Source organism: Micromonospora sp. NPDC049374, assembly GCF_040677165.1.
In the GTDB taxonomy this organism is placed as follows: domain Bacteria; phylum Actinomycetota; class Actinomycetes; order Mycobacteriales; family Micromonosporaceae; genus Micromonospora.
Genome location: NZ_JBFAQH010000012.1, coordinates 106,921 through 128,829 on the forward strand (window position 1 = coordinate 106,921; position 21,909 = coordinate 128,829).

At 71.5% G+C, this 21,909-nt stretch carries 20 protein-coding genes and 1 tRNA gene; 6 read left to right on the forward strand and 15 right to left on the reverse strand.

Annotated features, from left to right (window positions below; all coding sequences use genetic code 11):
* Window positions 1-22 precede the first annotated feature (22 nt).
* Entirely contained in the window at window positions 23-874 is an 852-nt protein-coding gene (locus AB0J93_RS20380; protein WP_363923878.1) for an alpha/beta hydrolase, read from the forward strand.
* A 111-nt stretch (window positions 875-985) separates the two neighbouring features.
* Here the strand turns inward: AB0J93_RS20380 and metG are convergent, their stop codons facing one another.
* Window positions 986-2,788 carry a methionine--tRNA ligase gene (metG, locus tag AB0J93_RS20385; protein ID WP_363923879.1) on the reverse strand — a complete coding sequence of 601 codons (1,803 nt, stop codon included), beginning with the start codon at window positions 2,786-2,788 and terminating at the stop codon, window positions 986-988.
* Window positions 2,789-2,946: 158 nt separating this feature from the next.
* Here metG and AB0J93_RS20390 point away from each other — a divergent pair, with 158 nt between their 5' ends.
* Complete coding sequence (locus AB0J93_RS20390) at window positions 2,947-3,888, forward strand: hypothetical protein (RefSeq protein WP_363923880.1); 942 nt, start codon at window positions 2,947-2,949, stop codon at window positions 3,886-3,888.
* A 9-nt stretch (window positions 3,889-3,897) separates the two neighbouring features.
* Here AB0J93_RS20390 and rsmI read toward each other — a convergent pair whose 3' ends face one another.
* Window positions 3,898-4,746, reverse strand: coding sequence for a 16S rRNA (cytidine(1402)-2'-O)-methyltransferase (gene rsmI, locus AB0J93_RS20395; protein ID WP_363923881.1), 849 nt, complete (start codon window positions 4,744-4,746; stop codon window positions 3,898-3,900).
* 192 nt (window positions 4,747-4,938) lie between these two features.
* Between rsmI and AB0J93_RS20400 the strand changes: the two genes are divergently transcribed.
* The gene (locus AB0J93_RS20400; RefSeq protein ID WP_363923988.1) at window positions 4,939-6,519 is read left to right on the forward strand and encodes a phospholipid carrier-dependent glycosyltransferase; all 1,581 of its coding nucleotides are present in this window, start codon (window positions 4,939-4,941) and stop codon (window positions 6,517-6,519) included.
* Between the two features lie 346 nt (window positions 6,520-6,865).
* Here the strand turns inward: AB0J93_RS20400 and AB0J93_RS20405 are convergent, their stop codons facing one another.
* Window positions 6,866-7,171, reverse strand: coding sequence for a hypothetical protein (locus AB0J93_RS20405; protein ID WP_363923882.1), 306 nt, complete (start codon window positions 7,169-7,171; stop codon window positions 6,866-6,868).
* Window positions 7,172-7,404: 233 nt separating this feature from the next.
* Here AB0J93_RS20405 and AB0J93_RS20410 point away from each other — a divergent pair, with 233 nt between their 5' ends.
* From AB0J93_RS20410 to AB0J93_RS20420, 3 genes are read left to right on the forward strand one after another with little or no spacing between them, the layout of a single operon-like run.
* Complete coding sequence (locus AB0J93_RS20410) at window positions 7,405-8,061, forward strand: 4'-phosphopantetheinyl transferase superfamily protein (RefSeq protein ID WP_363923883.1); 657 nt, start codon at window positions 7,405-7,407, stop codon at window positions 8,059-8,061.
* A 57-nt stretch (window positions 8,062-8,118) separates the two neighbouring features.
* Window positions 8,119-9,411 carry a VWA domain-containing protein gene (locus AB0J93_RS20415; protein WP_363923884.1) on the forward strand — a complete coding sequence of 431 codons (1,293 nt, stop codon included), beginning with the start codon at window positions 8,119-8,121 and terminating at the stop codon, window positions 9,409-9,411.
* A gap of 3 nt (window positions 9,412-9,414) precedes the next feature.
* Window positions 9,415-10,200, forward strand: a complete 786-nt coding sequence (locus tag AB0J93_RS20420; protein WP_363923885.1) for a peptidase — start codon at window positions 9,415-9,417, stop codon at window positions 10,198-10,200.
* A 166-nt stretch (window positions 10,201-10,366) separates the two neighbouring features.
* On the opposite strand, the gene AB0J93_RS20425 is transcribed toward AB0J93_RS20420, so the two are convergent.
* The 12 genes from AB0J93_RS20425 to AB0J93_RS20480 all read right to left on the reverse strand — a co-directional run bounded on the left by AB0J93_RS20425 (window position 10,367) and on the right by AB0J93_RS20480 (window position 21,860).
* Window positions 10,367-10,945, reverse strand: a complete 579-nt coding sequence (locus AB0J93_RS20425) for a DUF305 domain-containing protein (RefSeq protein WP_363923886.1) — start codon at window positions 10,943-10,945, stop codon at window positions 10,367-10,369.
* A 128-nt stretch (window positions 10,946-11,073) separates the two neighbouring features.
* Window positions 11,074-11,499 (reverse strand): DUF6153 family protein, encoded by a 426-nt coding sequence (locus AB0J93_RS20430; protein ID WP_363923887.1) that lies wholly within the window; start codon window positions 11,497-11,499, stop codon window positions 11,074-11,076.
* A 52-nt stretch (window positions 11,500-11,551) separates the two neighbouring features.
* The gene (locus AB0J93_RS20435; RefSeq protein ID WP_363923888.1) at window positions 11,552-13,975 is read right to left on the reverse strand and encodes a DUF4132 domain-containing protein; all 2,424 of its coding nucleotides are present in this window, start codon (window positions 13,973-13,975) and stop codon (window positions 11,552-11,554) included.
* On the reverse strand, window positions 13,975-14,370 hold the full coding sequence (locus AB0J93_RS20440) for a hypothetical protein (RefSeq protein ID WP_363923889.1): 396 nt from the start codon (window positions 14,368-14,370) through the stop codon (window positions 13,975-13,977). Before AB0J93_RS20440 ends, AB0J93_RS20435 begins: the two co-directional genes overlap by 1 nt.
* A gap of 56 nt (window positions 14,371-14,426) precedes the next feature.
* Window positions 14,427-15,875, reverse strand: coding sequence for a family 43 glycosylhydrolase (locus AB0J93_RS20445; RefSeq protein ID WP_363923890.1), 1,449 nt, complete (start codon window positions 15,873-15,875; stop codon window positions 14,427-14,429).
* Between the two features lie 187 nt (window positions 15,876-16,062).
* Window positions 16,063-16,806, reverse strand: coding sequence for an SDR family oxidoreductase (locus AB0J93_RS20450; protein ID WP_363923891.1), 744 nt, complete (start codon window positions 16,804-16,806; stop codon window positions 16,063-16,065).
* 18 nt (window positions 16,807-16,824) lie between these two features.
* Window positions 16,825-17,391, reverse strand: a complete 567-nt coding sequence (locus AB0J93_RS20455) for a class I SAM-dependent methyltransferase (protein WP_363923892.1) — start codon at window positions 17,389-17,391, stop codon at window positions 16,825-16,827.
* A gap of 109 nt (window positions 17,392-17,500) precedes the next feature.
* Window positions 17,501-17,577: transfer RNA gene (locus AB0J93_RS20460), tRNA-Ala, on the reverse strand.
* A 229-nt stretch (window positions 17,578-17,806) separates the two neighbouring features.
* Window positions 17,807-18,748, reverse strand: coding sequence for a hypothetical protein (locus AB0J93_RS20465; RefSeq protein WP_363923893.1), 942 nt, complete (start codon window positions 18,746-18,748; stop codon window positions 17,807-17,809).
* Between the two features lie 178 nt (window positions 18,749-18,926).
* Window positions 18,927-19,535 (reverse strand): GNAT family protein, encoded by a 609-nt coding sequence (locus AB0J93_RS20470; protein ID WP_363923989.1) that lies wholly within the window; start codon window positions 19,533-19,535, stop codon window positions 18,927-18,929.
* A 61-nt stretch (window positions 19,536-19,596) separates the two neighbouring features.
* Window positions 19,597-20,910 (reverse strand): gephyrin-like molybdotransferase Glp, encoded by a 1,314-nt coding sequence (glp, locus tag AB0J93_RS20475; protein WP_363923894.1) that lies wholly within the window; start codon window positions 20,908-20,910, stop codon window positions 19,597-19,599.
* Window positions 20,907-21,860 carry a UTP--glucose-1-phosphate uridylyltransferase gene (locus AB0J93_RS20480; protein WP_363923895.1) on the reverse strand — a complete coding sequence of 318 codons (954 nt, stop codon included), beginning with the start codon at window positions 21,858-21,860 and terminating at the stop codon, window positions 20,907-20,909. The genes glp and AB0J93_RS20480 overlap by 4 nt, the downstream gene beginning before the upstream one ends.
* Window positions 21,861-21,909 lie beyond the last annotated feature (49 nt).

The window sequence follows — 21,909 nt, forward strand, 5'->3', positions numbered from 1 at the left end:
CCCACCCTGACAGGAGGACGAGATGCCCTTCATCACCGTCGGCACGGAGAACTCCGCGCCCATCGACCTGTACTACGAGGACCATGGGTCGGGTCAGCCGATCGTGCTGATCCACGGATTCCCCTTCAACGGGGCGACCTGGGAGAAGGTCTCCGGACCGCTGCTCGACGCCGGATACCGGGTGATCACGTACGACCGGCGCGGCTACGGCAACTCGGCACAGCCGGCGTTCGGGTACGACTACGACACCTTCGCCGCCGACCTCGACGTGCTGATGACGGAGCTGGATCTGCGTGACACGATCCTGGTCGGCCACTCGATGGGTACCGGCGAGGTGACCCGCTACCTGGGCGCGTACGGCTCGGATCGGGTGGAACGGGCGGTGCTGCTGGCACCGCTGGCACCGTATCTGCGGAAGGCACCGGACAACCCCGAGGGTGTCGAGGCGAGCCTCTTCGAGGGGTTCAAGCAGGCGATCACGCAGGACCGGTTCGCCTACCTCACGCAGTTCTGCAACAACTTCTTCAACTACGACGAGAACAAGGGCAGGCTGGTCAGCGAGGAGGCGTACCGGGCGCACTGGAACATCGGGGCGATGGCCTCCGCCAAGGCCACGCACGACAGCGTGGATGCCTGGGGTACGGACTTCCGGGCCGACGTGTCCCGGATCGACGTGCCGGTGCTGATCGTGCAGGGCGACAAGGACAACGTGCTGCCGTACCCGAAGACCGGCCAGCGGTTGCAGCCGATGCTCGCCGACAGCCGCTTGATCACCCTCAAGGGCGCACCGCACGGTACCCCGTGGACCAACGCCGACGAGGTGAACAAGGCGATCATGGAGTTCATCGGCTCGCCGGCCATGGCCCGCGCCTGACGCAGGCCGAGCCGACGTCCGGCGCGTACCGCCGACGGACGCGCGGCCAGCGACTCACGCCACGGACGCGACCCCGAGCGGGTCGCGCCCGTCGCGCGGACGACCGGACCGTCAGCCTTCGAGCCGGGCCAGTTCCTCGTCGACGATCGAGGGGTCGAGCTTGCGGAAGACCGGCTTGGGCGCCGCGAGCGCCCGGCCCACCACGAGCGGTACCGACTCCCATCTCGCGCCCTGGGTGTAGTCACCGGTCAGCACCGGGTACCCGGGCCCGGCGTCGAGGTCGGCGACCTCCTCGATCACCGGCATCGGTGCGTGCACCCCGGTGCCGCCGAGCAGTTCGTGGATCTTCTGCGCGGAGTGCGGCAGGAACGGGGTGAGCAGCGTGTTGGCGTCGCTGACCACCTGGAGGGCGACGTGCAGGATGGTGCCCATCCGGGGCTTGGCGGCCTCGTCCTTGAGCTTCCACGGCGCCTGCTCGGAGAGGTACCTGTTGGCCTCGGCGACCACCTTCATCGCTTCGCCGATGGCCTGCTTCTGCCGGTGTCTGGCGATCAGGTCGCCGACCGTGCCGAAGCCGGCGCGTGCCACGGCCAGCAGCGCCTCGTCGGCCTCGGTGAGCCCGTCCGGGCCGATCGGTGGGATCTCGCCGAAGTTCTTCGCCGCCATCGAGATGGACCGGTTGACCAGGTTGCCCCAGCCGGCGACCAGTTCGTCGTTGTTGCGGCGCAGAAACTCGGCCCAGGTGAAATCGGTGTCGTTGTTCTCCGGCCCGGCCACCGCGATGAAGTAGCGCAACGCGTCGGCGTCGTACCGCTGGAGGAAGTCCCGGACGTAGATGACCACCCGGCGCGAGGACGAGAACTTGCGTCCCTCCATGGTCAGGAACTCGCTGGAGACCACCTCGGTGGGCAGGTTGAGCCGTCCGAGCTGGCCTGGTTCGCCGCCCCGGCTGCCCTCGCCGGAGTAGCCGGACAGCAGCGCGGGCCAGATCACCGAGTGGAAGACGATGTTGTCCTTGCCCATGAAGTAGTAGGACTGCGAGTCCTTTCCCTCACCATCGGTGGACCACCACTTCCGCCAGGCCTCCGGGTCGCCGGTGCGGCGGGCCCACTCGATGGACGCGGACAGGTAGCCGATGACGGCGTCGAACCACACGTAGATCCGCTTGTCGGTGCGCTCACGCCAGCCGTCGAGCGGGATCGGTACCCCCCACTCCAGGTCGCGGGTGATGGCCCGGGGGTGCAGATCGTCAAGCAGGTTCCGGGAGAAGCGCAGCACGTTCGGGCGCCAGCCCTCCCGGGTGTCCAGCCACTGCCGCAGCACGTCGGCCAGGGCGGGCAGGTCGAGGAAGAAGTGCTCGGTCTCGACGAACTCCGGCGTCTCCCCGTTGATCTTCGAGCGGGGGTTGATCAGGTCGATCGGGTCGAGCTGGTTGCCGCAGTTGTCGCACTGGTCGCCACGGGCACTGTCGTAGCCGCAGATCGGGCAGGTGCCCTCGATGTACCGGTCGGGCAAGGTCCGTCCGGTGGACGGCGAGATGGCCCCCATGGTGGTCTTCGGCACGATGTATCCGTTGCGGTACATCCCCTCGAACAGCTCCTGCACCACGGAGTAGTGGTTGCCGGTGGTGGTACGGGTGAACAGGTCGTAGGAGAGGCCGAGGCCGTGCAGGTCCTCGACGATCACCCGGTTGTACCGGTCGGCCAGTTCCCGCGGCTTGAGCCCTTCGGCGTCGGCCTGCACCTGGATCGGGGTGCCGTGCTCGTCGGTGCCGGAGACCATGAGCACGTCGTGGCCGGCCATCCGCATGTACCGGGCGAAGACGTCGGAGGGAACGCCGAAACCGGAGACGTGGCCGATGTGGCGCGGACCGTTGGCGTACGGCCAGGCCACTGCCGCGAGAACGTAACTCATGGACAGAAAGCCTAGTGACCCCCGCGAGGTGACCGCGAACCAATAGGGGTCCCCGGTCGGCCCGAGGACCGAACCGCCGTCGGCAAATAGTCCGAATTGTCGTCGACACGCTGCCTGAGCTGCCTGATCAACCACCCTCACGGGTGTCCAATGAACGCGTGACTGGCAGCCGAGCCGCCCGAGACCACTCCGACGGCCCTCTCCCCGACGCCGGGTCGGATTCCACCGCGGCGGCGCCGCGCACCCAGACGGTGGCTCCCCAGCCCCGCGCGGTGCCCTCGGCGGCACCCGAGGGTGCGGCCGGCGCGACCGGGCCGGACCGGGCCGATCCCGCCACCGTCGAGTCACGAAGCGGAGGCGAGGTGGAGCCGACGACCGGCGCACCGGTGGACACGCTGCCGCGGCGGGTCCCGGTCCGGCCTGCCGGGCGTCGGGGCCGCCGGCACCGGACGCGCGACGACGGTACGCCGGACGAGGACACCTTCTGGGCACCGATCGAGCAGGTGCACTGGGACGGCACGCCGGTGCGGCAGGAGGAGCCCGGCGACGTCGATCCGTGGTGGAAGCGGTTCCGACCGGTACTGCGGCGCCGGGAACGGAGCAGCCATCCGCCGGATCCCCTGGCGGGGTTGTCCGTGTTGATCGGGTTGAGCCTCGCGGCGGCCTTCTTCGCCTGGGTCAGCGCCGGCCCGCTCTGGCTCGCCGTGGGGCATGCGACCTCCGGCACGGTGGTTGTCACCAGGTGCACCGGCGACGGCCTGACCCAGCGGTGCCGGGGCATCTTCACGGCGACGGAGGAGGAGTTCCGGATCCACGGCGTACGGGTCAGCGGGGTATCCCGGGACCGTGCCGTGCCCGGTTCGGCCCTGCCCGCCCGGGTGACCGGCCCGGACGGACACGTCGCGTACGCCGACCGCGGGGTGGGCGCTCAGCTGCGCTGGCTGCTCGGGGTGCTCGGGGTGCTCGGCTGCGCGGTGGGCATCGCCCGCTGGACCGGTGCGACCCGGCTGCCCGATCCGGCTGAGCGGCGTTGGGCGGTCGCCGCCTCGCTGGCCGGCCCGCTGCTGACCGCCCTCGGCTTCCTGATCGCCGCCTGGTAGCACCCAGGTTCACTGGTGCACGAGCGCGTAGACGTCGCGCCGGCGCAACCCGTACTCGGCCGCGACGTCAGTGATCGCGTCCCGGCGACTCCGGCCCGCCGCCTCCCGCTCGGCCACCGCTGCGCGCAGCGAGTCGTCGTCGGGACGGACGGCAGGTGCGGCGGGCGCGCCGGCCACCACGAGCGTGATCTCGCCGCGCGGGTCGCCGTCGGCGGCCCACCGGGCCAGCTCACCGAGCGGGCGACGCAGCACCTCCTCGTAGGTCTTGGTCAGCTCCCGGCAGAGTGCGGCGGGCCGGTCGGCGCCGAACGCGGCGGCCAGGTCGGTCAACGCGGCGGCGATCCGGTGCGGCGCTTCGAAGAGGACCAGCGTCCGTTCCTCGGCGGCCAGTGCCCGCAGCCGGGCGCGCCGGGCGCCGGGGGCACGGGGCAGGAACCCCTCGAAGCAGAACCGGTCGCAGGGCAGTCCGGACAAGGCGAGGGCGGTGGTGACGGCACTGGGACCGGGCGCGGCGGTGACCGGCACCCCGGCGTCCAGGGCGGCGCGGACCAACCGGTAGCCGGGATCGGAGACGCTCGGCATGCCGCCGTCGGTGATCAGCGCGACCACGTATCCCGCGGTGAGCACGTCGACCAGTTCCGGGGTACGCCGCTCCTCGTTGCCCTCGAAGTACGAGACGATCCGACCGGCGATGGTCACGTCGAGGTCGCGGGCGAGCCGGTTCAGCCGACGGGTGTCCTCGGCGGCGACCACGTCGGCCACGGCGAGGGTGTCCCGCAGTCGGCCGGAGGCGTCGGCGGGGTTGCCGAGCGGCGCGCCGAGCAGAATCAGGCGACCGTTTTCGGACATTCCACCCACAGCAGCGCACTCCTTCATCGACGGGTGTACCGGATATGGGGACGACAGGCGCCACCGACCCCCTTGGCAGCCTACGATCGCCGGGTGACGAGTGCGTCGACAGCACAGAGCGCGAGCCCCGACCAGCCCGCGGAGCCGGGCGCGGCCACAGCCACCGCCCCCGGTCCGGCGAGGGGTGGCGTACCGGCGGCGATCCGCCGCCGGCTGGCCACCGTCGAAGCCGGGCTGGACGACCGTTCGTGGCTGGCCACGGCGGTGGTCGTGGTCATCGCGGCGGTTCTCCGGTTCGCGAATCTCAGCCATCCGCCGGGCAAGATCTTCGACGAGGTCTACTACGCCCGGGACGGCTGGGGGCTGATCGACAAGGGCGTGGAGTGGAACTACACGAACAACGCCCCGTCGTACGTGGTCCACCCGCCGCTGGGCAAGTGGTTGATCGGCTTCGGCGAGTGGGCCTTCGGCTACAGCGACGCCGAGCACGGCATCTCGGTACCCGGTCACCTGTTCACCACCGCGCCGGAGTTCGGCTGGCGCTTCTCGGCGGCCCTGATGGGCACCCTGTCGGTGCTGTTGCTGGTCCGCATCGGCCGCCGGATGTTCCGCTCCACGGTGCTCGGCTGCGCCGCCGGCCTGCTGCTCGCGGTCGACGGATTCCACCTGGTGCTCTCGCGCACCGCGCTGCTCGACATCTTCCTGCTCTTCTTCATCCTGGCCGCCTTCGGCGCGCTGGTGCTGGACCGGGACGCGACCCGCCGCCGGTGGGCCCGGGCACTGGAGTCCGGGCTGGATCCGACCGCCCGGGGGCGTGCCGGCCGCCCGCCCGGCGGCTGGCGGAACTGGCCCTGGTGGCGGCTGGCGACCGGGGTGCTGCTCGGTTGCGCCTTCGCGGTGAAGTGGAGCGCGCTGTTCTTCGTACCCGTCTTCGCGCTGCTGATGCTCCTCTGGGACGTCGGCGCCCGACGGTCGGCCGGGGTACCCCGACCGTGGCGGGACACCCTGCTCGACGGCGTGCCCTGGATGGTGCTCGCCGGTCTGCTGATGGCGGTGACCTACGTCGCGACGTGGTCCGGTTGGTTGTTCAGCCAGGAGGGCTACTACCGGCTCGCCGAGCGGTACCCGGACGCCGGGCTCAGCGACGCGCCCATCGTCGGTCCGCTGTGGAACCTGATCCAGTACCACCAGGCGGCACTGGGCTTCCACAGCCAGCTCGATGATCCGCACAAGTACCAGTCGTGGCCGTGGCAGTGGCTGCTGCTGGGTCGGCCGGTGGCGTTCCACTGGACCGGCGAGGGCCCCTGTGGCGCGGCGAGCTGCGCCGAGGAGGTGCTGCTGCTGGGTACCCCGCTGCTGTGGTGGTCGTTCCTGCCCGCGCTGGTGGCGCTGGTCTGGCTCGGCCTGGCCCGGCGGGACTGGCGGGCCGGCGCGATCCTGCTCGCCGTGGCGGCCGGGCTGCTGCCCTGGTTCTGGTTCGCCCTCGACGGCCGGACGATGTTCTCCTTCTACGCCGCGCCCACGGTGCCGTTCCTGGTGCTCGCCGTGGTCTACGTGCTCGGTGCGATCGCCTCGCCGGCGGGGCCGAGCGGCACCCAGGCCGTGACCGGTGCCGACGAGGAGGCGAGCCGGGACCGCCGGCTGGTCGGCGGGGTGATCGCCGGGGCGTACGTGGCGCTTGTCGTCCTCTGCTTCGCGTACTTCTACCCGATCTTCGTGGGCCTGGTGTTGCCGTACGAGGACTGGTCGGCGCGGATGTGGTTGGACGGCCGCTGGATCTGACACCACGGAGGGCCCGCACGCCGAGGCGTGCGGGCCCTCCGTCGGGAAATAGGACGCGCCCCGATCGCCTGCCACGGGGGAAGCGGGCGATTGGGGCGCGCACCAGCAGCTTAACCACCAGCGACCGAGGGCACAACGGGGCGGCGTGGGTCAGATTTCCGACGAATGCCGAATGCGACAAGAAGTCGCGGCCACCGTTGTCGCTGCGTGACTCCGCGCGGACTCTGCGCCGCCCCGGAGCCGCCGTCCGGCGGACGGCTGAACCGATCCGTGCAGCCGCTCAGCCACGCGTGGCATCGCCCGTCATCGAAGCGCCGTCGGTCGGGGCGATCGTCCGGACGAGAAGTCAGTGTCGTCTCGGGCGGCGCGGCAACCAGCCGAAGAACCGGTCCTGCAATGACGTCGACCCGACGACATGCAGGTCCTCGGCGGCTGCGGCGAGACAGGCACCCAGGTAGACACTGAGCATCGCCCGATCCACGCCGTACTCGGTCAGCAACTGCTCCCGTTTGGGCGCGCAGGGCCACTCGGCGCCACAGGTGCCACACGTCCATTCGGGGGTCAGCGGGGCGTGCTCGCCCACCCGCTCGGGGGACGCGGCTCCGTCCGCCTCCGCCACCGTGACACCCGAGCGATCCGTAACACCCGTCATCGCGCTCCTCTCCGCCTCCACCGGTGACGGCGGGCCTGCCGCCCACCGCCGGGTCGAACATGCCCGTGCGCATCTACAGCGTCCGGGAACGCTGCGGCGTTACGTCGTTGCGGTACGTTGACCAACCATGGCCGCCGCGACCCGCCCCAGGCAATGCATCAACCGGAAGCATCCATCGTCGCCGGTCGCTGGCACCGGTGCCACTGGCCGAAAGCACCATCCCGGAGCCGCAGGTGCGTGATCTGCTCCCACCCGCCGTCGCGGTGGCCGTGGCGGGTCCGGACGACTGGTCCGGTCGGTTGCACGCGGCCGAGGCGGCCTGTCTCGGGGACCGCGCGGTGGACAGCCGCCGCCGTGACTTCACCGCCGGTCGGATGTGCGCCCGCCGCGCCATGACCGCACTCGGCCTGCCGCCGGTCGCCGTACCGGCCGCCGCCGACCGTTCACCCGTCTGGCCGGCCGGCCTGGTCGGCACCATCACGCACACCCGCGGCTACTGCGCGGCAGCCGTTGCCCGTAGCGACGAGATCCGGGCGGTCGGCATGGACGCCGAGCAACACCGCGAACTCGGTGCGGGGGTACGCCGACTGATCTGCCTGCCCGAGGAGGACGAGCAGGTCGAACGGCTTCCCGCGGGCGTCCACTGGCCGGCGGTGATCTTCAGTGCGAAGGAAACCGTCTACAAGGTGTGGCATCCGATCGTCGGCAACTGGCTCGACTTCCACGACGCTCTGGTGCGCCTCGATCCCGACGCCGGGACGTTCACCGCGCGGATCTCACCCGCCCGGGTCGACGAGGCACCGGTCGACCACCCGCCCACGCTGATCAACGGTCGCTTCGCGGTCGACGCCGACCTCGTACGCACGGCCACCGCGCTCACCCCGCCGTAGCGACCGGCACCACGGCCGGATGATCAGTCCTGAGTGGACTTGTCTACACTCCGCCCGGTGATCAACAAGAGATGGTCGTCAGCCGTCCTCCTCGGGCTGCTGACGGCGACCACGCTGGCCGGCCCGGTGCCGGCACTCGCCGACGACCGGGCGGAACCGCCCACCGAGCCACCCCGGGTCCAGCTGGTACTGGACGTGAGCGGCTCGATGCGGGCCACCGACATCGACGGGCGCAGCCGGATCTCGGTTGCCCAGCAGGCGTTCGGCGAGGTGGTGGACGCCCTGCCCGACGAGACGCAGCTGGGCATCCGGGTGCTGGGCGCCACCTACCAGGGCAAGAACAAGCAGCAGGGCTGCCTGGACACCCAGCAGATCGTGCCGGTCGGTCCAGTCGACCGGACGCAGGCCAAGGCCGCCGTGGCGACTTTACGCCCGACCGGTTTCACCCCGGTCGGGCTCGCCCTGCGCGAAGCCGCCAAGGATCTCGGTACCGGCACCACCGCCCGCCGGATCGTGCTGATCACCGACGGCGAGGACACCTGCGCCCCGCCGGACCCCTGCCAGGTGGCCCGGGAACTGGCCGCCCAGGGCACCACGCTGGTGGTGGACACCCTCGGCCTCGCACCGGACGAGAAGGTGCGCCGGCAGTTGCTCTGCATCGCCGCCGCCACCGGCGGCACCTACACGGCCGCGCAGAGCGCCGAGGATCTGACCGACCGGCTGAAGCAGTTGGTGGACCGGGCCCGCGACACGTACGCCACCATCCCGGCGAAGGTCGACGGGACGGACACCTGCCCGGGTGCACCCCTGCTCTCCCCCGGTGTCTACACCGACCGGGAGACCTTCTCCGAACATCGCTGGTACCGGGTGCCGGTACGGCCGGGACAGGAGCTACGGGCCTCGGTCAGCGTCGCGCTCGACCGCCCGGTCAACCCCGACTACGGCGTACTGCTGCGGGCGACGACGGCCGACGGCCGGGAACTGGTCCGCGGGGTGGACGCCGGCAGCGGACGTACCGACGTGGTCTCCACCGGTCTGCGCTGGTCGGCTGGGGACGACGCCGAGCGGGCCGAGGGCACCGACCCGACTCCGACGGCCGGCGCGCCCTCGACCGTCACCACCGTCTGCCTGGTGGTCAGCAACATGTTCTCGCCCCGGGCGGGCACCGCCGCGGATCCGGGCATGCCCGTCGAGTTGACCGTCGACGTGGTCGCCGCGTCGTCCGCCCCGGACGGTCCGGACCTGGGCCGGGGCTGGGTGCTGCTGCTCCTGCTGGCCCTCGCCGGCCTGCTCACCGGGCTCGTCACCGGCCTGCTCACCCGCTGGTGGGTAGCCACCTGGAGGAACTGAGTGATGCGTATCCGTTGGGCAACCGCCGCCGCGCTGATCGCCGCCGGTGTCGCCCTGACCCCCGGCACCGCGCTCGCCGCGCCCACCCCTTCCCCCGGTGCCGTCACCGTCACCAGGGCCGGCACCTCGTATCTCACTGCCACCCCGGTCGCCGCCGGCCAACCCGTCCGGGTCGCCGCCTCGACCGGTGAATACCTCTACTGGTCGTTCCCAGCCGCTGCGGGTGAGATTCACGAGATCACCGCGACGGTCACCCTCGCGCAGAACCGCAACGGTCGATCCACCTGGAGCGTGGAGGTCTTCGACGGCCTGCGCCGCCGGCAGGCGTGCACGGCCGGCGCGCAGACGCCGACCGCTGACGCCTCGGCGCGTACCGTCGGCATCGGCTGCACGATGCGGCGGGTGCGCCCCTGGGCCGAGCCATGGTCCGGTGACCCGCTGCCCGGCACCTACTACGTGCGCCTGGCCGTGGTCGACGTGCCCGAGCCCGACCTCGGCCTACCGATCGACGTGGACCTGCTGGTATCGACCACCGACGACGCCGGCAGCTCCGCCGACGACGGCAGACTGGAGGCGGCGCTGGTGCCACCGACAAACGCCGGCACCGTCGTGGACGCCGAGCCGACGGTCGCACCGGAGAGCGACGGGGACGACGGCTGGAACCTGAGCCTCACCGGCTGGCTGCCCGAGGCCGGCTCCCGCTGGATCTGGACCACCGCCGGCGGGATGCTGGCCGCGGTCGCGGGCGTGGTCGGATTCGCCCTCACCCGCCGTCCCGCCATCAGGTGAGCCCCGCCGGCAGGTCGTGCTGAGGTGCCCAGACGACCTGCCGGCGGTCCCACCCAATCAGCCGTCGCCGGCAGCGGAACAGCGCCACCGCATCCGGAAGCGGTCGGCGGTGGCATCGGTGCGCAACGGTGCCCGGGCGGCGGGAGCGCCCGGGCACCGGCCGACGTCAGAGCCGGGCGAGGATCGTCCTCATGGTGTCGATCTCGGCCTGCTGCGTGGTGACGATCCGCTGCGCCAACGCTCTGGCGTCCGGGTTGGCACCCTGGGCGGCCTCCTCCTCGGCCATCGTGACGGCCCCCTCGTGATGATCGATCATCATGGTGAGGAACTGTCGATCGAACTCGGTGCCGGAGGCTGCCGCGAGGCGGGTCATGTCGGCCTCGGACATCATGCCCGGCATCCCGTGGTCCATCTCGGGCATGCCATGGGCGTCGCTGCTGGCCATCGGCATCGGTGCGCCCCAGGACGTGAGCCAGGTCCGCAGCTGGGCTATCTCGGGCGCCTGAGCGTCCTTGATCTGCGTGGCGAGCTGCTTCACCTCCGGGTCGGACGCGCGGGTGGTGGCCAGGTCGGACATCTCGACCGCCTGCTCGTGGTGCGGGATCATCATCTGCGCGAACATCACGTCGGCCGCGTTGCTGGTGGCGGATTCGCCGCTGATCGCGCTTGACGATGGGTTACCTGGCATGTCGTGGCCAGCACCGGCCGGATGGTCGGAGCCGCAGCCGGCAAGACCGATCGCCACGCTGAGGCTCACGCCGGCCCAGACGGCACGGCGTGTACGGGTGCGATTCATGGTTGACAGGGCCTTTCAGGAGTCGGTGGACAGAAGCGAGTCGCGCGGTCACCCAACCGGGTGCGCGCTGGTCGCTCCTATATCCGCAGCACCGACACGGCGGCCGTGGTCAGGCCGATCATGGGAAAGTCGGGCGGGGCACGGGCGCCCCGGGCTCGGGTGAGCCGACGATCCCGTGGCAGCACGCTGCGCGTACGCCGAAGGAGGCGGACGGTGAGCACGACGGCGAGTGCGAAGCCGGCGGCGATCGCCACACAGACCGCCCAGCCCGAGGGGTGACCGTGTCCCGGCTCCTGCGTGCTCTGGGCGGCCGGTGCCACACACTGCCCCGTGTGGCAGCCGTCGACGTGAGTTGACGAGATCGGTGCGGCATGGCTGCCGTGCCCGGCCGCGCCGAGGACGGGATCGTGGCCCAGGCTGTGCATCACGGCCAGCCCGAACAGGGTGCACGCCAGCAGCACGAACCGGAGCCATCGCCCGGTGGTTGCCGCTTCGCCTCGCACCCGATCACGGTATCGCGCGGCATACCACCAGCACCGCGATCCCGTCCGTCAGCTACCCGGCCGGTCTGATCTGGCGGGTGATCGTCGCGTCGGTGATCTCGGCGTCCTTGGCCAGCAGCATCGCCTTGCTGAGAATGACCGCGAGCAGGCCGTCCCCCTCGAACGGCAGGAACTGCTGCTCCCCGGTCCGGCCCGCGCCACGGTCCGGCACGATGCAGAGGTACTCGTCGTTCGGGCTCATCAGGATGTTGCCCGATCCCAGGTGGATCCGGTACGTGCGCAGGTCGCCGTCGACCACCAGAAAGCGGCCATCGATGTGCGCCCGCTGGCCCACCGCCAGGCGGGGCAGCAGCCGGGCCAGCAGCTCCCGGCGGGTCTCGGCGGTCGCGGACAACTCACCGAAGCTGTACGACGACCAGTAGTCCCGGAAGCGGCCCTGCGGGCCACCGTCCGACCAGGTCGGGTCGTTGCCGACGCTGGCCACCCCGACGAAGAGATCGACGTCGCGCATGATCTCGCTGAACACCAGTGGGGGGATCCGGTCGAGCGGCAGGGGATCCCCCGGCCGGGCGTCCGTCCACCGCGCTGCCGAGTAGCCGCCGCCGGAGGCGTGTGACCAGTTCTGTGCGGCGGCGATCGGATAGAAGCGCACCTGGTCGGTGACCAGCCGCAGGTACGACCCGCTGTCGGTGGTGTCGGCCGTCCAGTCGTCGCCGATCCCCTCCACCCAGTACTCGGCGCGCAGCTCCCACCCGGGCAACTCCCGGAAGGTCGGCGGGTAGGAGTCGTCGACCATCAAGCGCAACCGGTCCGTCCAACCCCGAGCCGCGGCCAGGGCGTGGAACTGGTGCTGCCGCAGGACGTGCCCGGCGAACCGGTTCGAGTACGTGCCGGTGGTCTCCTCGGCCGGCGTGAGCAGGTAGACCTCACGATGTGCCTGTTTGAACGGCTGCACGACCCGGTGCCGTTCCAACCACTCCCGCCAACCGACCACCTCCGGCACCGGCCTACCGATCGGGTGCCAGATCCGCACCTCGGCGGCGTCGCCAGCGGTCACCGCAGTGTCGTCCAGGGTGCGCAGCGCGCCGTCGGCCCAACCGCAGGGCACCCCGTCGACCAGCCAGAGCAGCCGGCGGGCCAGCGCGCCGACCAGCGGGTGATCCAGGTAGCGCTGCCGCCATGCGGCCAGGGTCCAGCTGCGCTGGGCCAGGAAGAGCCGGTCCAGCCGGGCCACCTGGGCGGTCAGCATCCCGGTGATCTCCTTGGCCAGGCCCTTCAGGTCGGCCAACTCCGCCGCGTGATCCCGGCGTACCACCGCCGGTGGGCTCTTCACCTGCCGGCCGGCCTCCGTGTACCAGACCAGGGCGACGCCGGTGGAAACGATCGACAGCTCGGCCCGACAACCGCCCAGGAACACCTCGTGCCGCCCCACCCCGGCCAGGCCGTAGTCCGGAACGGCCAGTTCCTCGATCTCGTCCCGGCTGATGCCGAGGGCTGCGGCACGCGTGTCGAGCGCCTTGTCGATCTCCTTGCGGGTGCCCTTGTAGGTGACCCGCGCCGACAGCCGGGCGAGCTGCGCCAGCGCGGGCTCGCCGTCGAGTCGCCCGAGCACCCCGACCGCCGCGTTTGCCACCTTCGGGCAGGCCGGCCCCACGCCGGGTAGCCGACGCAGCATCACCTCGACCAGGCCGCCGATGCGGCGTACCTGCTCCGGCGCCGGCCCGGTCCGTTCGACCAGCCAGAGCAGGCCACGCAACAGGTCGGCGTTTACCGAGCTCGGCTGCTGGTGCGGGGCGCGGGAGGCGGTGGCCAGCCACCGGTCGAAGCGCTGCCCGGCCTCCCTCAGGTCGACCTCGGCGAGCAGCCGGGCCGCCTCGGCCGACCAGCCGGCGCTCGGGCGGGGCATGGTGGCGGTGCTGGCGTGGGTGACCAGCTGCCGCCACGCCGGGTCGAGGGTGGGCAGCTCGGCCAGGATCTGCCGGGCCCAGGGGTCGTCCGCGTCGAGACGTGGCCCGGCCACTTCGGCGATGAACTGCCGCAGCCGCTGGCTCTCGTCGGACCGGTCGACAAGCACCTCCATCAGGTCCGCGGAGAGCGGGCCGGTGGCGGCCAGGCCACGGGCCACCGTCTCCAGCGCGGTCGGTGACAACGAGTACGGCTCGTCGACGGCGAACGCGGCGAGCTCCTGGAGCTGCTCCGGGGCCAGCTCGGTGGGCAACCGACGGGACAGCTGGCCGATCAGGTCGCGCGGCGGCCATAAGTGCTTACCGTCCTGCCGCACGCGGGCGGCCATGGCCAGCACGAGGGGTGCCACGTCCGCCCGGGACAACTTGCGCAGCGCGGCGCGTACCTCCGGGTCGTCCCGGCAGATGCGGGCGTGCCGGTGAAGGTGAGCCGCCAGGTTGTCCAGATCGTTCGCGGCGACCAACTCGCGGGCCCGGTCGGCGTACCAGACCGGTTCGGTGGTGGTGGTCATCAGCCGCCGACCAGCGGGACGAGCTTGAGGAAGGTGACCTCGGTGTCGCGACGCAGATCGACCTCGTCGTCCAGCTCCTCGACCTGCCGGTCGCCGACCAGCACCACGAAACCGTTGCCGCGGAACGCCTGCTCGGCGAGGGCGATCTGCCGCTGCGGGTCGACGCGGCGTCGAGGCGGCTCGCCCCGGTCGCCGTTGAGGGCACGTTCGGTCGCGGTGGGCTGCACCAGCAGCCGGCGGGGCTCCGGGCTGGCCGCGTTGTGCTCGGCCACCTCCTGATGGATCCGCCGGTGGATCAGCTCACGAAGCGTCAACCGCTCCTCGAAGATCTGCAAGGCCCACGCGGGAATCCGAGCACCCGCGGTGCTCTCATCCACAAAGGTCACCGTCGCCATGTCGCGAGAGTTTAGGTACGCCCTCCGACAGGCAGGCCGACACGGGCCGCGGCGGGCTACTCCAGGGCGAAGGTGGCCGACGCGCGTCCGGCCACGTCCGGTACCGCCTCCAGGTAGAGCAGCCCGTCGCGGTGACGGACGTACTGGCCAGGGAAGTTGACCGACTCCAGGGACACCTTCGTCGCGTCGGCGAGCCCGGCCCGCCGGGTGAAGGTGGCGTCCTGCCGGAAGAGGTTCGAGCCGTCGTTGCGTTCCACCCAGATCTGGTGGTTACGGTGCCGCAGGAAATAGCCGGGATAGTTGGTCGACTCCAGCGAGATCGCCGCGGAGTTGGACAGGCCGGCGACGATCCGGAACTGCGAGTCGGCCAGGTTTGTGACGTTCGGTTCCAGCCGGACCCGGAACTCCCAGTGCCGCAGGTACCGATCGGGCAGGTCGTGGGCGCGCAGCCGGACCGGGGTCAGGCCGTCCGGCACCGGTACGCCGAAGTTCGGAGTGCCATCGGCGTTCCAGTAGACCCGTTGGATCCGGGTACGCCGGTTCGGGTCGCTCAGCGGGTCGTAGCCGTTGCCGAGATACCGCTCGTAGTTGCGGGAGTGGTAGACGATCACATCGCTGCCGTCCTCGGCGACGGTGAACGAATTGTGCCCCGGGCCGTACTGGCCGGTCCGGCCGTCGCTGGCCAGCACCGGTGTGGCGCGCTTGGTCCACGACGCCGGGTTCAGCAGATCGCTGCTCGCCGAGGCGGTGAGCAGCCCGACGGCGTAACTGGCGTCGGTGGCGCTCGCCGAGTAGGTCATGAACACCCGGCCGTTGCGGATCAGCACCGCCGGTCCCTCGTTCACCCGGTAACCCCGGGTCTCCCAGGCGTACGTCGGGGTGGCGATCAGGGTCGGCGTGCCCGCGTACGTCCAGGGGTTGACGGCCCGGGCGAGATAGATGTTCGAGTTGTTGCCGGCGTACTCCGCCCAGGCCAGGTAGCGCTGGCCGTTGTGTACGAAGGTGGTGGCGTCGAGGGAGAAGCTGTTGCGTGCCGGCTGGAGTTGGCCACGCTCCGTCCACGGGCCGTCGAGGGGGTTCGCGGCGCCGCTCTCCAGCACGTACGGCCGGATGGCCCAGATGTCGTCGGTGCGGCCGGCGGCGAAGTAGACGTACCACCGGCCGTCGATGAAGTGGATCTCCGGGGCCCAGATGTGCGCGCCCATCTCGCCGCTGCCGTGCCGGCGCCAGATCACCCGCTCGGCGGCGGTGGCCAGCCCTTGGAGGGTGGTGGCGCGGCGCAGCACGATCCGGTCGTACTCGGGCACCGTGGCGGTAAAGTAGTAGTAGCCGTCGGTGTGCCGGTAGATGTGCGGATCGGCGCGCTGCTCGGCCAGCGGGTTGGTGAATGTGACGGCGGCGGCCCGCGCCGGGACGGCCGGCCCCGCCAAGGAGCTGATCGCCGCCATCACCAGGGCGGCGGTCACCGCTGCCCAACTGCGGTACGTGAGCTTCCGACGCGCCATCGCCTTCGCCCTCCCGCCGACCGCGAGCCGGCCATCCGGGACGGGCACGGTCCCCGTCCGACCGTGCCCGCCGTGCCCGCTTCCTCATTGATAGCGTTAACATTTATCAACGTCAAGGCAATGACAAGTATCTGCCGCACCGCCGACGCCGTGGCCGCCCGCCACCCAGCCGGTGGCGGCAGACCGCTCAGGCGGTCGCGCCGCCGTCGATGGCGATCGACGCGCCGGTGATGTGCCGTCCGCCGTCGCCGACCAGATGACTGACCGTGGCCGCCACGTCGGCGGGTGCCGCGTAGCGGCCGAGAGCGATGTGCGACCGCTGGGCGTCGGCGCCGACACTGTCCGCCGGGTTCATGTCGGTGTCGGTCGAGCCGGGCAGGATCAGGTTGACCGTGATTCCGCGCGGTCCGAGTTCCCGGGCCAGCGCCCGGGTCAGCCCGTTGACCGCGCTCTTGGTCATCGCGTACGCGCTCACCCCGGGAGCGGGGACCCGGCTGGCGAAGCTGCTGCCGATGTTGACGATCCGACCACCATCGCCCATGTGGCGTACCGCCGCCTGGGTGGCCAGGTACACCCCGCGTACGTTGACCGCGACAGCTCGATCGAGAGCGTCGAAGCTGACCGACTCGATCGGCCCACCCGCGAACACCCCGGCGTTGTTCACCAGAATGTCCAGCCGCCCCAACTCGGCAGCGGTCCGTTCCACAGCACCGACCACCGCCGCCGGATCCGCGCTGTCCGCACTGATCGACAGGCCCGCACGCCCGTACGCCTCGATGTCGGCCAGGACCGATTTCGCGCTGTCCCCCGCGGTGCGGTAGGTGAATGCGACATCGATGCCGTCGGCGGCGAGCCGCCGCGCGACGGCGGCACCGATGCCCCGGCTGCCACCCGTGACCAGCGCGACCCTGTCACCAAGTCGGACCGTCATGCCGGCAATCCTGACAGTTCACTCAGGACAGAGGTGAGGCGGGGCCCTGGTCAGAACGGGTGGAACCGCTCGAATGGCGGCTCGACCAGCGATCAACCCGCCCGGCCGAACGATCTTGCGCAGGAAGTAGAGGTCCACGAAGACCTCGTGAAAGCGGTGACTACCGTCCACGAACGCCGCGTCGACGACCAGCCCGTCGGTGACGAGTTCCGGAAGCGCGATCGAGGACCAGTCGCGCATCAGTTGCACGGTGGAGTCCAGACCGGCGGCGCACAGCAGCTCCCAGCCGACATTCGCGTATGCCCGCCCTTGGAAGGGATCGACAATGATGTGCCGAGGGTGCGGCGGGTCGACCGTGACCAGCGCCTCCCCGATCGCGAGCGCGGAGCTGGCGTACGCGAGCCCGACCTCGACGACAGCCGCGACCCGATCAGAGATCAACAGGTCCCGGAGCAGATCACAGTCCCGTTCCGGCAGCGTGACCGTCTCGAAGTCCCGCTCATGATCTCGCGTCCACGGCGGACCGTACTGCGCAAGCCGGCGGCGTACCTTGCGAACCCGCGCTGTCCGTTCCTCACCCCGCATCCCGCCAGTCTGAACCAGCTTCGGCGCCCTGGCGGTGCTCAGCCGCCGGTGAAAGGTCAAAGGGCAGGCTCTCGATCTTCGAGAACCTGCCCTTTGACCTTTACTTTCTTGGTGGAGCTGAGGGGATTTGAACCCCTGACCCCCTCGATGCGAACGAGGTGCGCTACCGGTCTGCGCCACAGCCCCTCCGCCGGTCAACCGGCGTCGGTCCCACCCGGCTGTCACCGGGCGGGCCGGCGACAAGGCTAACAGGTCGAGCGCTCCTGCCGCGAACCACCCCGCCCACGGCGCCCCGCAAGATCCGCGCAGCTTCCCCGCCAATGCGACCTTCGGCCCGGGTGAGGCAGCACCTTCCCCGAACTTGTCGCCTCGCCCGAGCGAGGGGGCCGGGCGAGGGACGGCGTCCTCAGCGCGGTCAGGCGCTGTGGGAGCCGGGGCCGGCCTCGTAGGGGCGGCCACGCAGGCCGCCGGCCCGGCGGTAGGACACCGAGCCGCCGCCGTTCGCCGCCTGTGGCAGGTCGGCCGGCCGGTCCAGGCCCATCGCACTGCGCCGGACGGACTCCCGCTGGGCCGCCAGGCGGCGCTGCGCCTCCCGGCGGGCCGCCGCCCGGCGCGCCTGCTCCCGGCGCACCTCGGCCTGGCGGGCGGCCAGCCATGCGGCCTCGCGGGCCAGGGCCCGGCGTCGGCGGCGGTCGGCCACCGCGCGGGCGCGCAGGTGTACGACGTACACGATCAGCAGGGTGGCGGTGACCGCGAAGCTGATCCAGAAGCCGGGGCTCACGACCAGCACGCCGATCAGCTCGACGGCGTTGAGCAGCACCAGCGCGGCCAGCACCCGACGGCGGCGGTAGATGGCGGGGGTGTGGTGGTGCCGCCGGTCGGGGCGGCGGCGGGGACGGTTCCCGCCTGCCGGCACGGCGCGCAGCCGGCTCGGCCGACCGGAACGGCGGGGCAGCGCGCGCCCGGCCTCCCCACCGCGCGCTGCCTTACCGCCGGAGCGGCCATCACCTGGGTCATCAGCGGGACGCGAGCGCGGTACCCCGCCGGGTGCCTCACCTGAGCGAGGCGGGGCGGGAACCGCGCGACGCAGAGCGGGCGGGCCGGAGACCGGAGTGGCGAGTTCCCCCGAGGCGCGATCCTCACTGAGGGTGATCACCAGGGCACGGGACGGGTTGACCGGTCGCCGACCGGGGACAGTGCGACGGCGCCGGCGGCGCTGGAGCACCCGCGCCGTCGACTGCGCCCGCTCCGCCACCAGCCGCTCGGCGGCGTCGTACCGGCGGACCAGCGCCGGCGCGAGGGCGAGCAGCCCGGCGGCGGCGAGGACGGCGAGGAGCACCGAGGTCGGCACCCTCACCCCTCCCGTCACCAGATTCGGAGCAAGCACCGACCGGCCGCAGGATCTTTCACCGATCTGCGTCGGCGACGTGAATCATGCGGGGCGGGCAGCGCCTGCCGCAGCTTGCAGTTACCTGAGGTTACGGGTCACCGTCGCCGGAACCGCCGCGCCGCGCCGATCCCGCACGTGGGACGGCTCACGGGGTACGGGCGCGCAGCCGGTGCCAACGGGCCAGCAGGCCACCCTCGGCGGCGATCTCCTCGCTGGTCATCGCGTAGCCGATGTGATCGCGCCAGGCACCGTCGATGTGCATGTAGCGCGCATGGTACGCCTCCTCGCGGAAGCCCAGCTTCTCCACCACCCGACGGGACGGCCGGTTCTCGGGGCGGATGTTGACCTCGATCCGGTGCAACCCACCGGAGCCGAAGGCGTGGTCGACGGCCAGGGCCAGCGCGGTGGGGATGACCCCTCGGCCGGCGACCCGCCGGTCCACCCAGTAACCGACGTACCCGGAGCAGAAGGCCCGGCGCACGATGTTGCCCACGTTGATGTGACCGACCAGCCGCTCCACACCGTCATCGTGCAGGCAGACCGCGAACGGCATCCCCTCGCCGGTACGCGCCGAGCGTCGCTGGTCGCGGTAGACCCAGCGGAACGTCGCCGGGGAGTTCAGGTCGTCCCAGTCACCGGGTACCGACGACTCCCAGGGGGCCAGCCACTCCCGGTTGGCCCGACGCACCTGCGACCAGGCCACCGCGTCCGACCGCCGGTACGGCCGCAGCAGCACCGGGCCGTCGGAAAGCACAGCCGGCCAGCCAGGCGCCCGTCGGAACACCGAACCTCCACTCCCGAGCGTCACCGGTGGGTCACCGGCGGCGGTCCAGCAGCAACACGTCGACGGTGGAGCCGGCGGCGGCGGCGGTCACCCGCTCGCCGAGAACGAGAAGTCCGTTCGCCTCTGCCAGGCCGGAGAGCGTGAACGGGCCGCCGTTGAGCGGCTGAACAGTGTAACCCCCGCCACGCCGCTCAGCGACGTGCGCGGGCCGGAACTCGCGCAGCCCGGCCGGCGAGGAGACGGTCTCCAGCAGGTGCGCCCGTACGCTGGGACGGAACACCGGCTCGGCGCCGGCCAGCAGGTTGATCGCGGGCCGGGCCAACACCTCGAAGCCGATCATCGCGGCCCCCGGGTCGCCGGGCAGACACACCACCGGCACCTCCTCGGCACCGACAGTGCCGAAACCGAGGGCGGTACCCGGATAGAGCGCCACGTCGGTGAAGGTGACCGGACCGGCGCGGCTGCCCTCCCGGCGGGACAGGATCCGGCGGACCATGTCGCCCGGACCGGTGCCGGTGCCGCCGGTCGTGATGATCAGGTCGGCCCGCAGGGTCTGGTCCTCCAGCAGCCCGCGCAGTCCTTCCGGATCGTCGTCACAGATGCCCACCCGGTAGGCCAGCGCCCCCACCTCCGCCGCCGCGGCGGTCAGGGCGTGCGAGTTGGCGTCCACGACCTGACCGGGCTGGCTGCCCCGACCCACGTCGACAAGTTCATCGCCGGTGGCCACGATCACCACCCGGGGGCTCGGCCGCACCACCACGTGACCGATGCCGGTCGCGGCGAGCACCGCCACCAGCGCCGGCGAGACGTAGGTGCCGGAGCGGGCGAGCAGCGCACCGGCGGCCACCTCCTCGCCCGTCCGACGAACCCCGTACCCCCGCTTCGGAACCCGGAAGATCTCCACCGCCGCCATGCCCTGGTCGGTCCACTCCACCGGGACGACCACGTCGGCGCCGATCGGCAGTGGTGCGCCGGCCGCCACCGAGAAACACGACCCCGGGGTGAGTCGGACCGGCCGCCAGCTCGCCGCACCGAGATCACCGACGACATTTAGCCGTACGGTGCGACCACCCGGCCGACTGGACTGGGCCGGGACGTATCCCACGCCCCGACCCCCGCCCGAGATGTCCTCCCAGCGCGCGGCGTACCCGTCCACGGCCGCCTGGTCGAAGGCCGGGAACGAATGCGGGGCGACGACGTCCTCGGCGAGGACGTTGCCGTACGCCTGGGTGAGGTCGAGGTCGAGCGGAGGCAGCGCGCGCAACCTGCGCAGCACGCTGCCCAGGTAGTCGGCGAGCGGCGTCAACCCGTTTTCGGCCGCCTCGGCGTCGGCCGTCGCGGTCATGTATTCGGACCGCCCGACGCGTCGGAGTTGACGAACTCGGCCAGCCACTTGCGGAACTCGCCGCCCAGATCCTCACGGTCGGCGGCGATCTGGACCACGGTCTGCAGGTAGCCCAGCGGCATACCGGTGTCGTAACGGATGCCGCGGTAGACGATGGCGTGCACCGGTGTGCCCTCGGTACGCAGGATCTCCATCGCATCGGTCAGTTGGATCTCGCCGCCGCTGCCGGGCTCCGTCCGGCGGATGGCGTCGAAGATCCTGCCGGGCAGCACGTACCGGCCGAGCACGGCGAGGTTGCTCGGCGCGTCCTCCGGCTTCGGCTTCTCCACCATGCCGGTCACCTTCACGACCTCACCGATGTCGGTCAGCTCGGACTCGGCCGGCTCGACCGAGGCGATTCCGTACCGCTTCGTCTCCGCCGGATCGACCTCGAAGAAGGCGAGCACCACCCCACCCGTACGCGCCTGGAGTTCCAGCATCGCCGGCAGCAGCGGCTCGCTGAGGTTGACGAACTCGTCGCCGAGCAGCACCGCGAAGGGCTCGTTGCCGACGTGCGACTCGGCGTACCCGACGGCGTGCCCGAGACCCAACTGCTCCGGCTGGCGGCAGGTGTAGATGGACGCCAGTTCCTCGGTCCGCTTGACGGCGGCGAGCAGGTCGGGCTTCTCCGCGAGCCGTTCCTCCAGGTCGGGGCGGCGGTCGAAATGGTCCACCATCGACGTCTTGCCTCGGCCGGTGATCAGCAGCACGTCGCCGATGCCGGCCTGGGCGGCTTCCTCGACGATGTACTGCAACACCGGACGGTCGACGACCGGCAGCAGTTCCTTGGGGACCGCCTTGGTGGCCGGCAGGAACCGGGTGGCCAGGCCGGCGGCCGGGATGACGGCCTTGACGGCACGGGGACGACCGGTGGCGGCGGCCGTTGAGGGGTTCGCTGAGTGCTCCGACATGTCGCGAGACTATCGGCCATGGCCCTGCCTCGGCGGGTGAGGACCAGAA

Coding starts and splice junctions, on each gene's coding strand:
- AB0J93_RS20480 (WP_363923895.1), bottom strand. CDS start 21,860: ATGTCGGAGCACTCAGCGAACCCCTCAACGGCCGCCGCCACCGGTCGT.
- glp (WP_363923894.1), bottom strand. CDS start 20,910: ATGACCGCGACGGCCGACGCCGAGGCGGCCGAAAACGGGTTGACGCCG.
- AB0J93_RS20445 (WP_363923890.1), bottom strand. CDS start 15,875: ATGGCGCGTCGGAAGCTCACGTACCGCAGTTGGGCAGCGGTGACCGCC.
- AB0J93_RS20455 (WP_363923892.1), bottom strand. CDS start 17,391: ATGCGGGGTGAGGAACGGACAGCGCGGGTTCGCAAGGTACGCCGCCGG.
- AB0J93_RS20380 (WP_363923878.1), top strand. CDS start 23: ATGCCCTTCATCACCGTCGGCACGGAGAACTCCGCGCCCATCGACCTG.
- metG (WP_363923879.1), bottom strand. CDS start 2,788: ATGAGTTACGTTCTCGCGGCAGTGGCCTGGCCGTACGCCAACGGTCCG.
- AB0J93_RS20435 (WP_363923888.1), bottom strand. CDS start 13,975: ATGACCACCACCACCGAACCGGTCTGGTACGCCGACCGGGCCCGCGAG.
- AB0J93_RS20440 (WP_363923889.1), bottom strand. CDS start 14,370: ATGGCGACGGTGACCTTTGTGGATGAGAGCACCGCGGGTGCTCGGATT.
- AB0J93_RS20420 (WP_363923885.1), top strand. CDS start 9,415: ATGCGTATCCGTTGGGCAACCGCCGCCGCGCTGATCGCCGCCGGTGTC.
- AB0J93_RS20405 (WP_363923882.1), bottom strand. CDS start 7,171: ATGACGGGTGTTACGGATCGCTCGGGTGTCACGGTGGCGGAGGCGGAC.
- AB0J93_RS20450 (WP_363923891.1), bottom strand. CDS start 16,806: ATGACGGTCCGACTTGGTGACAGGGTCGCGCTGGTCACGGGTGGCAGC.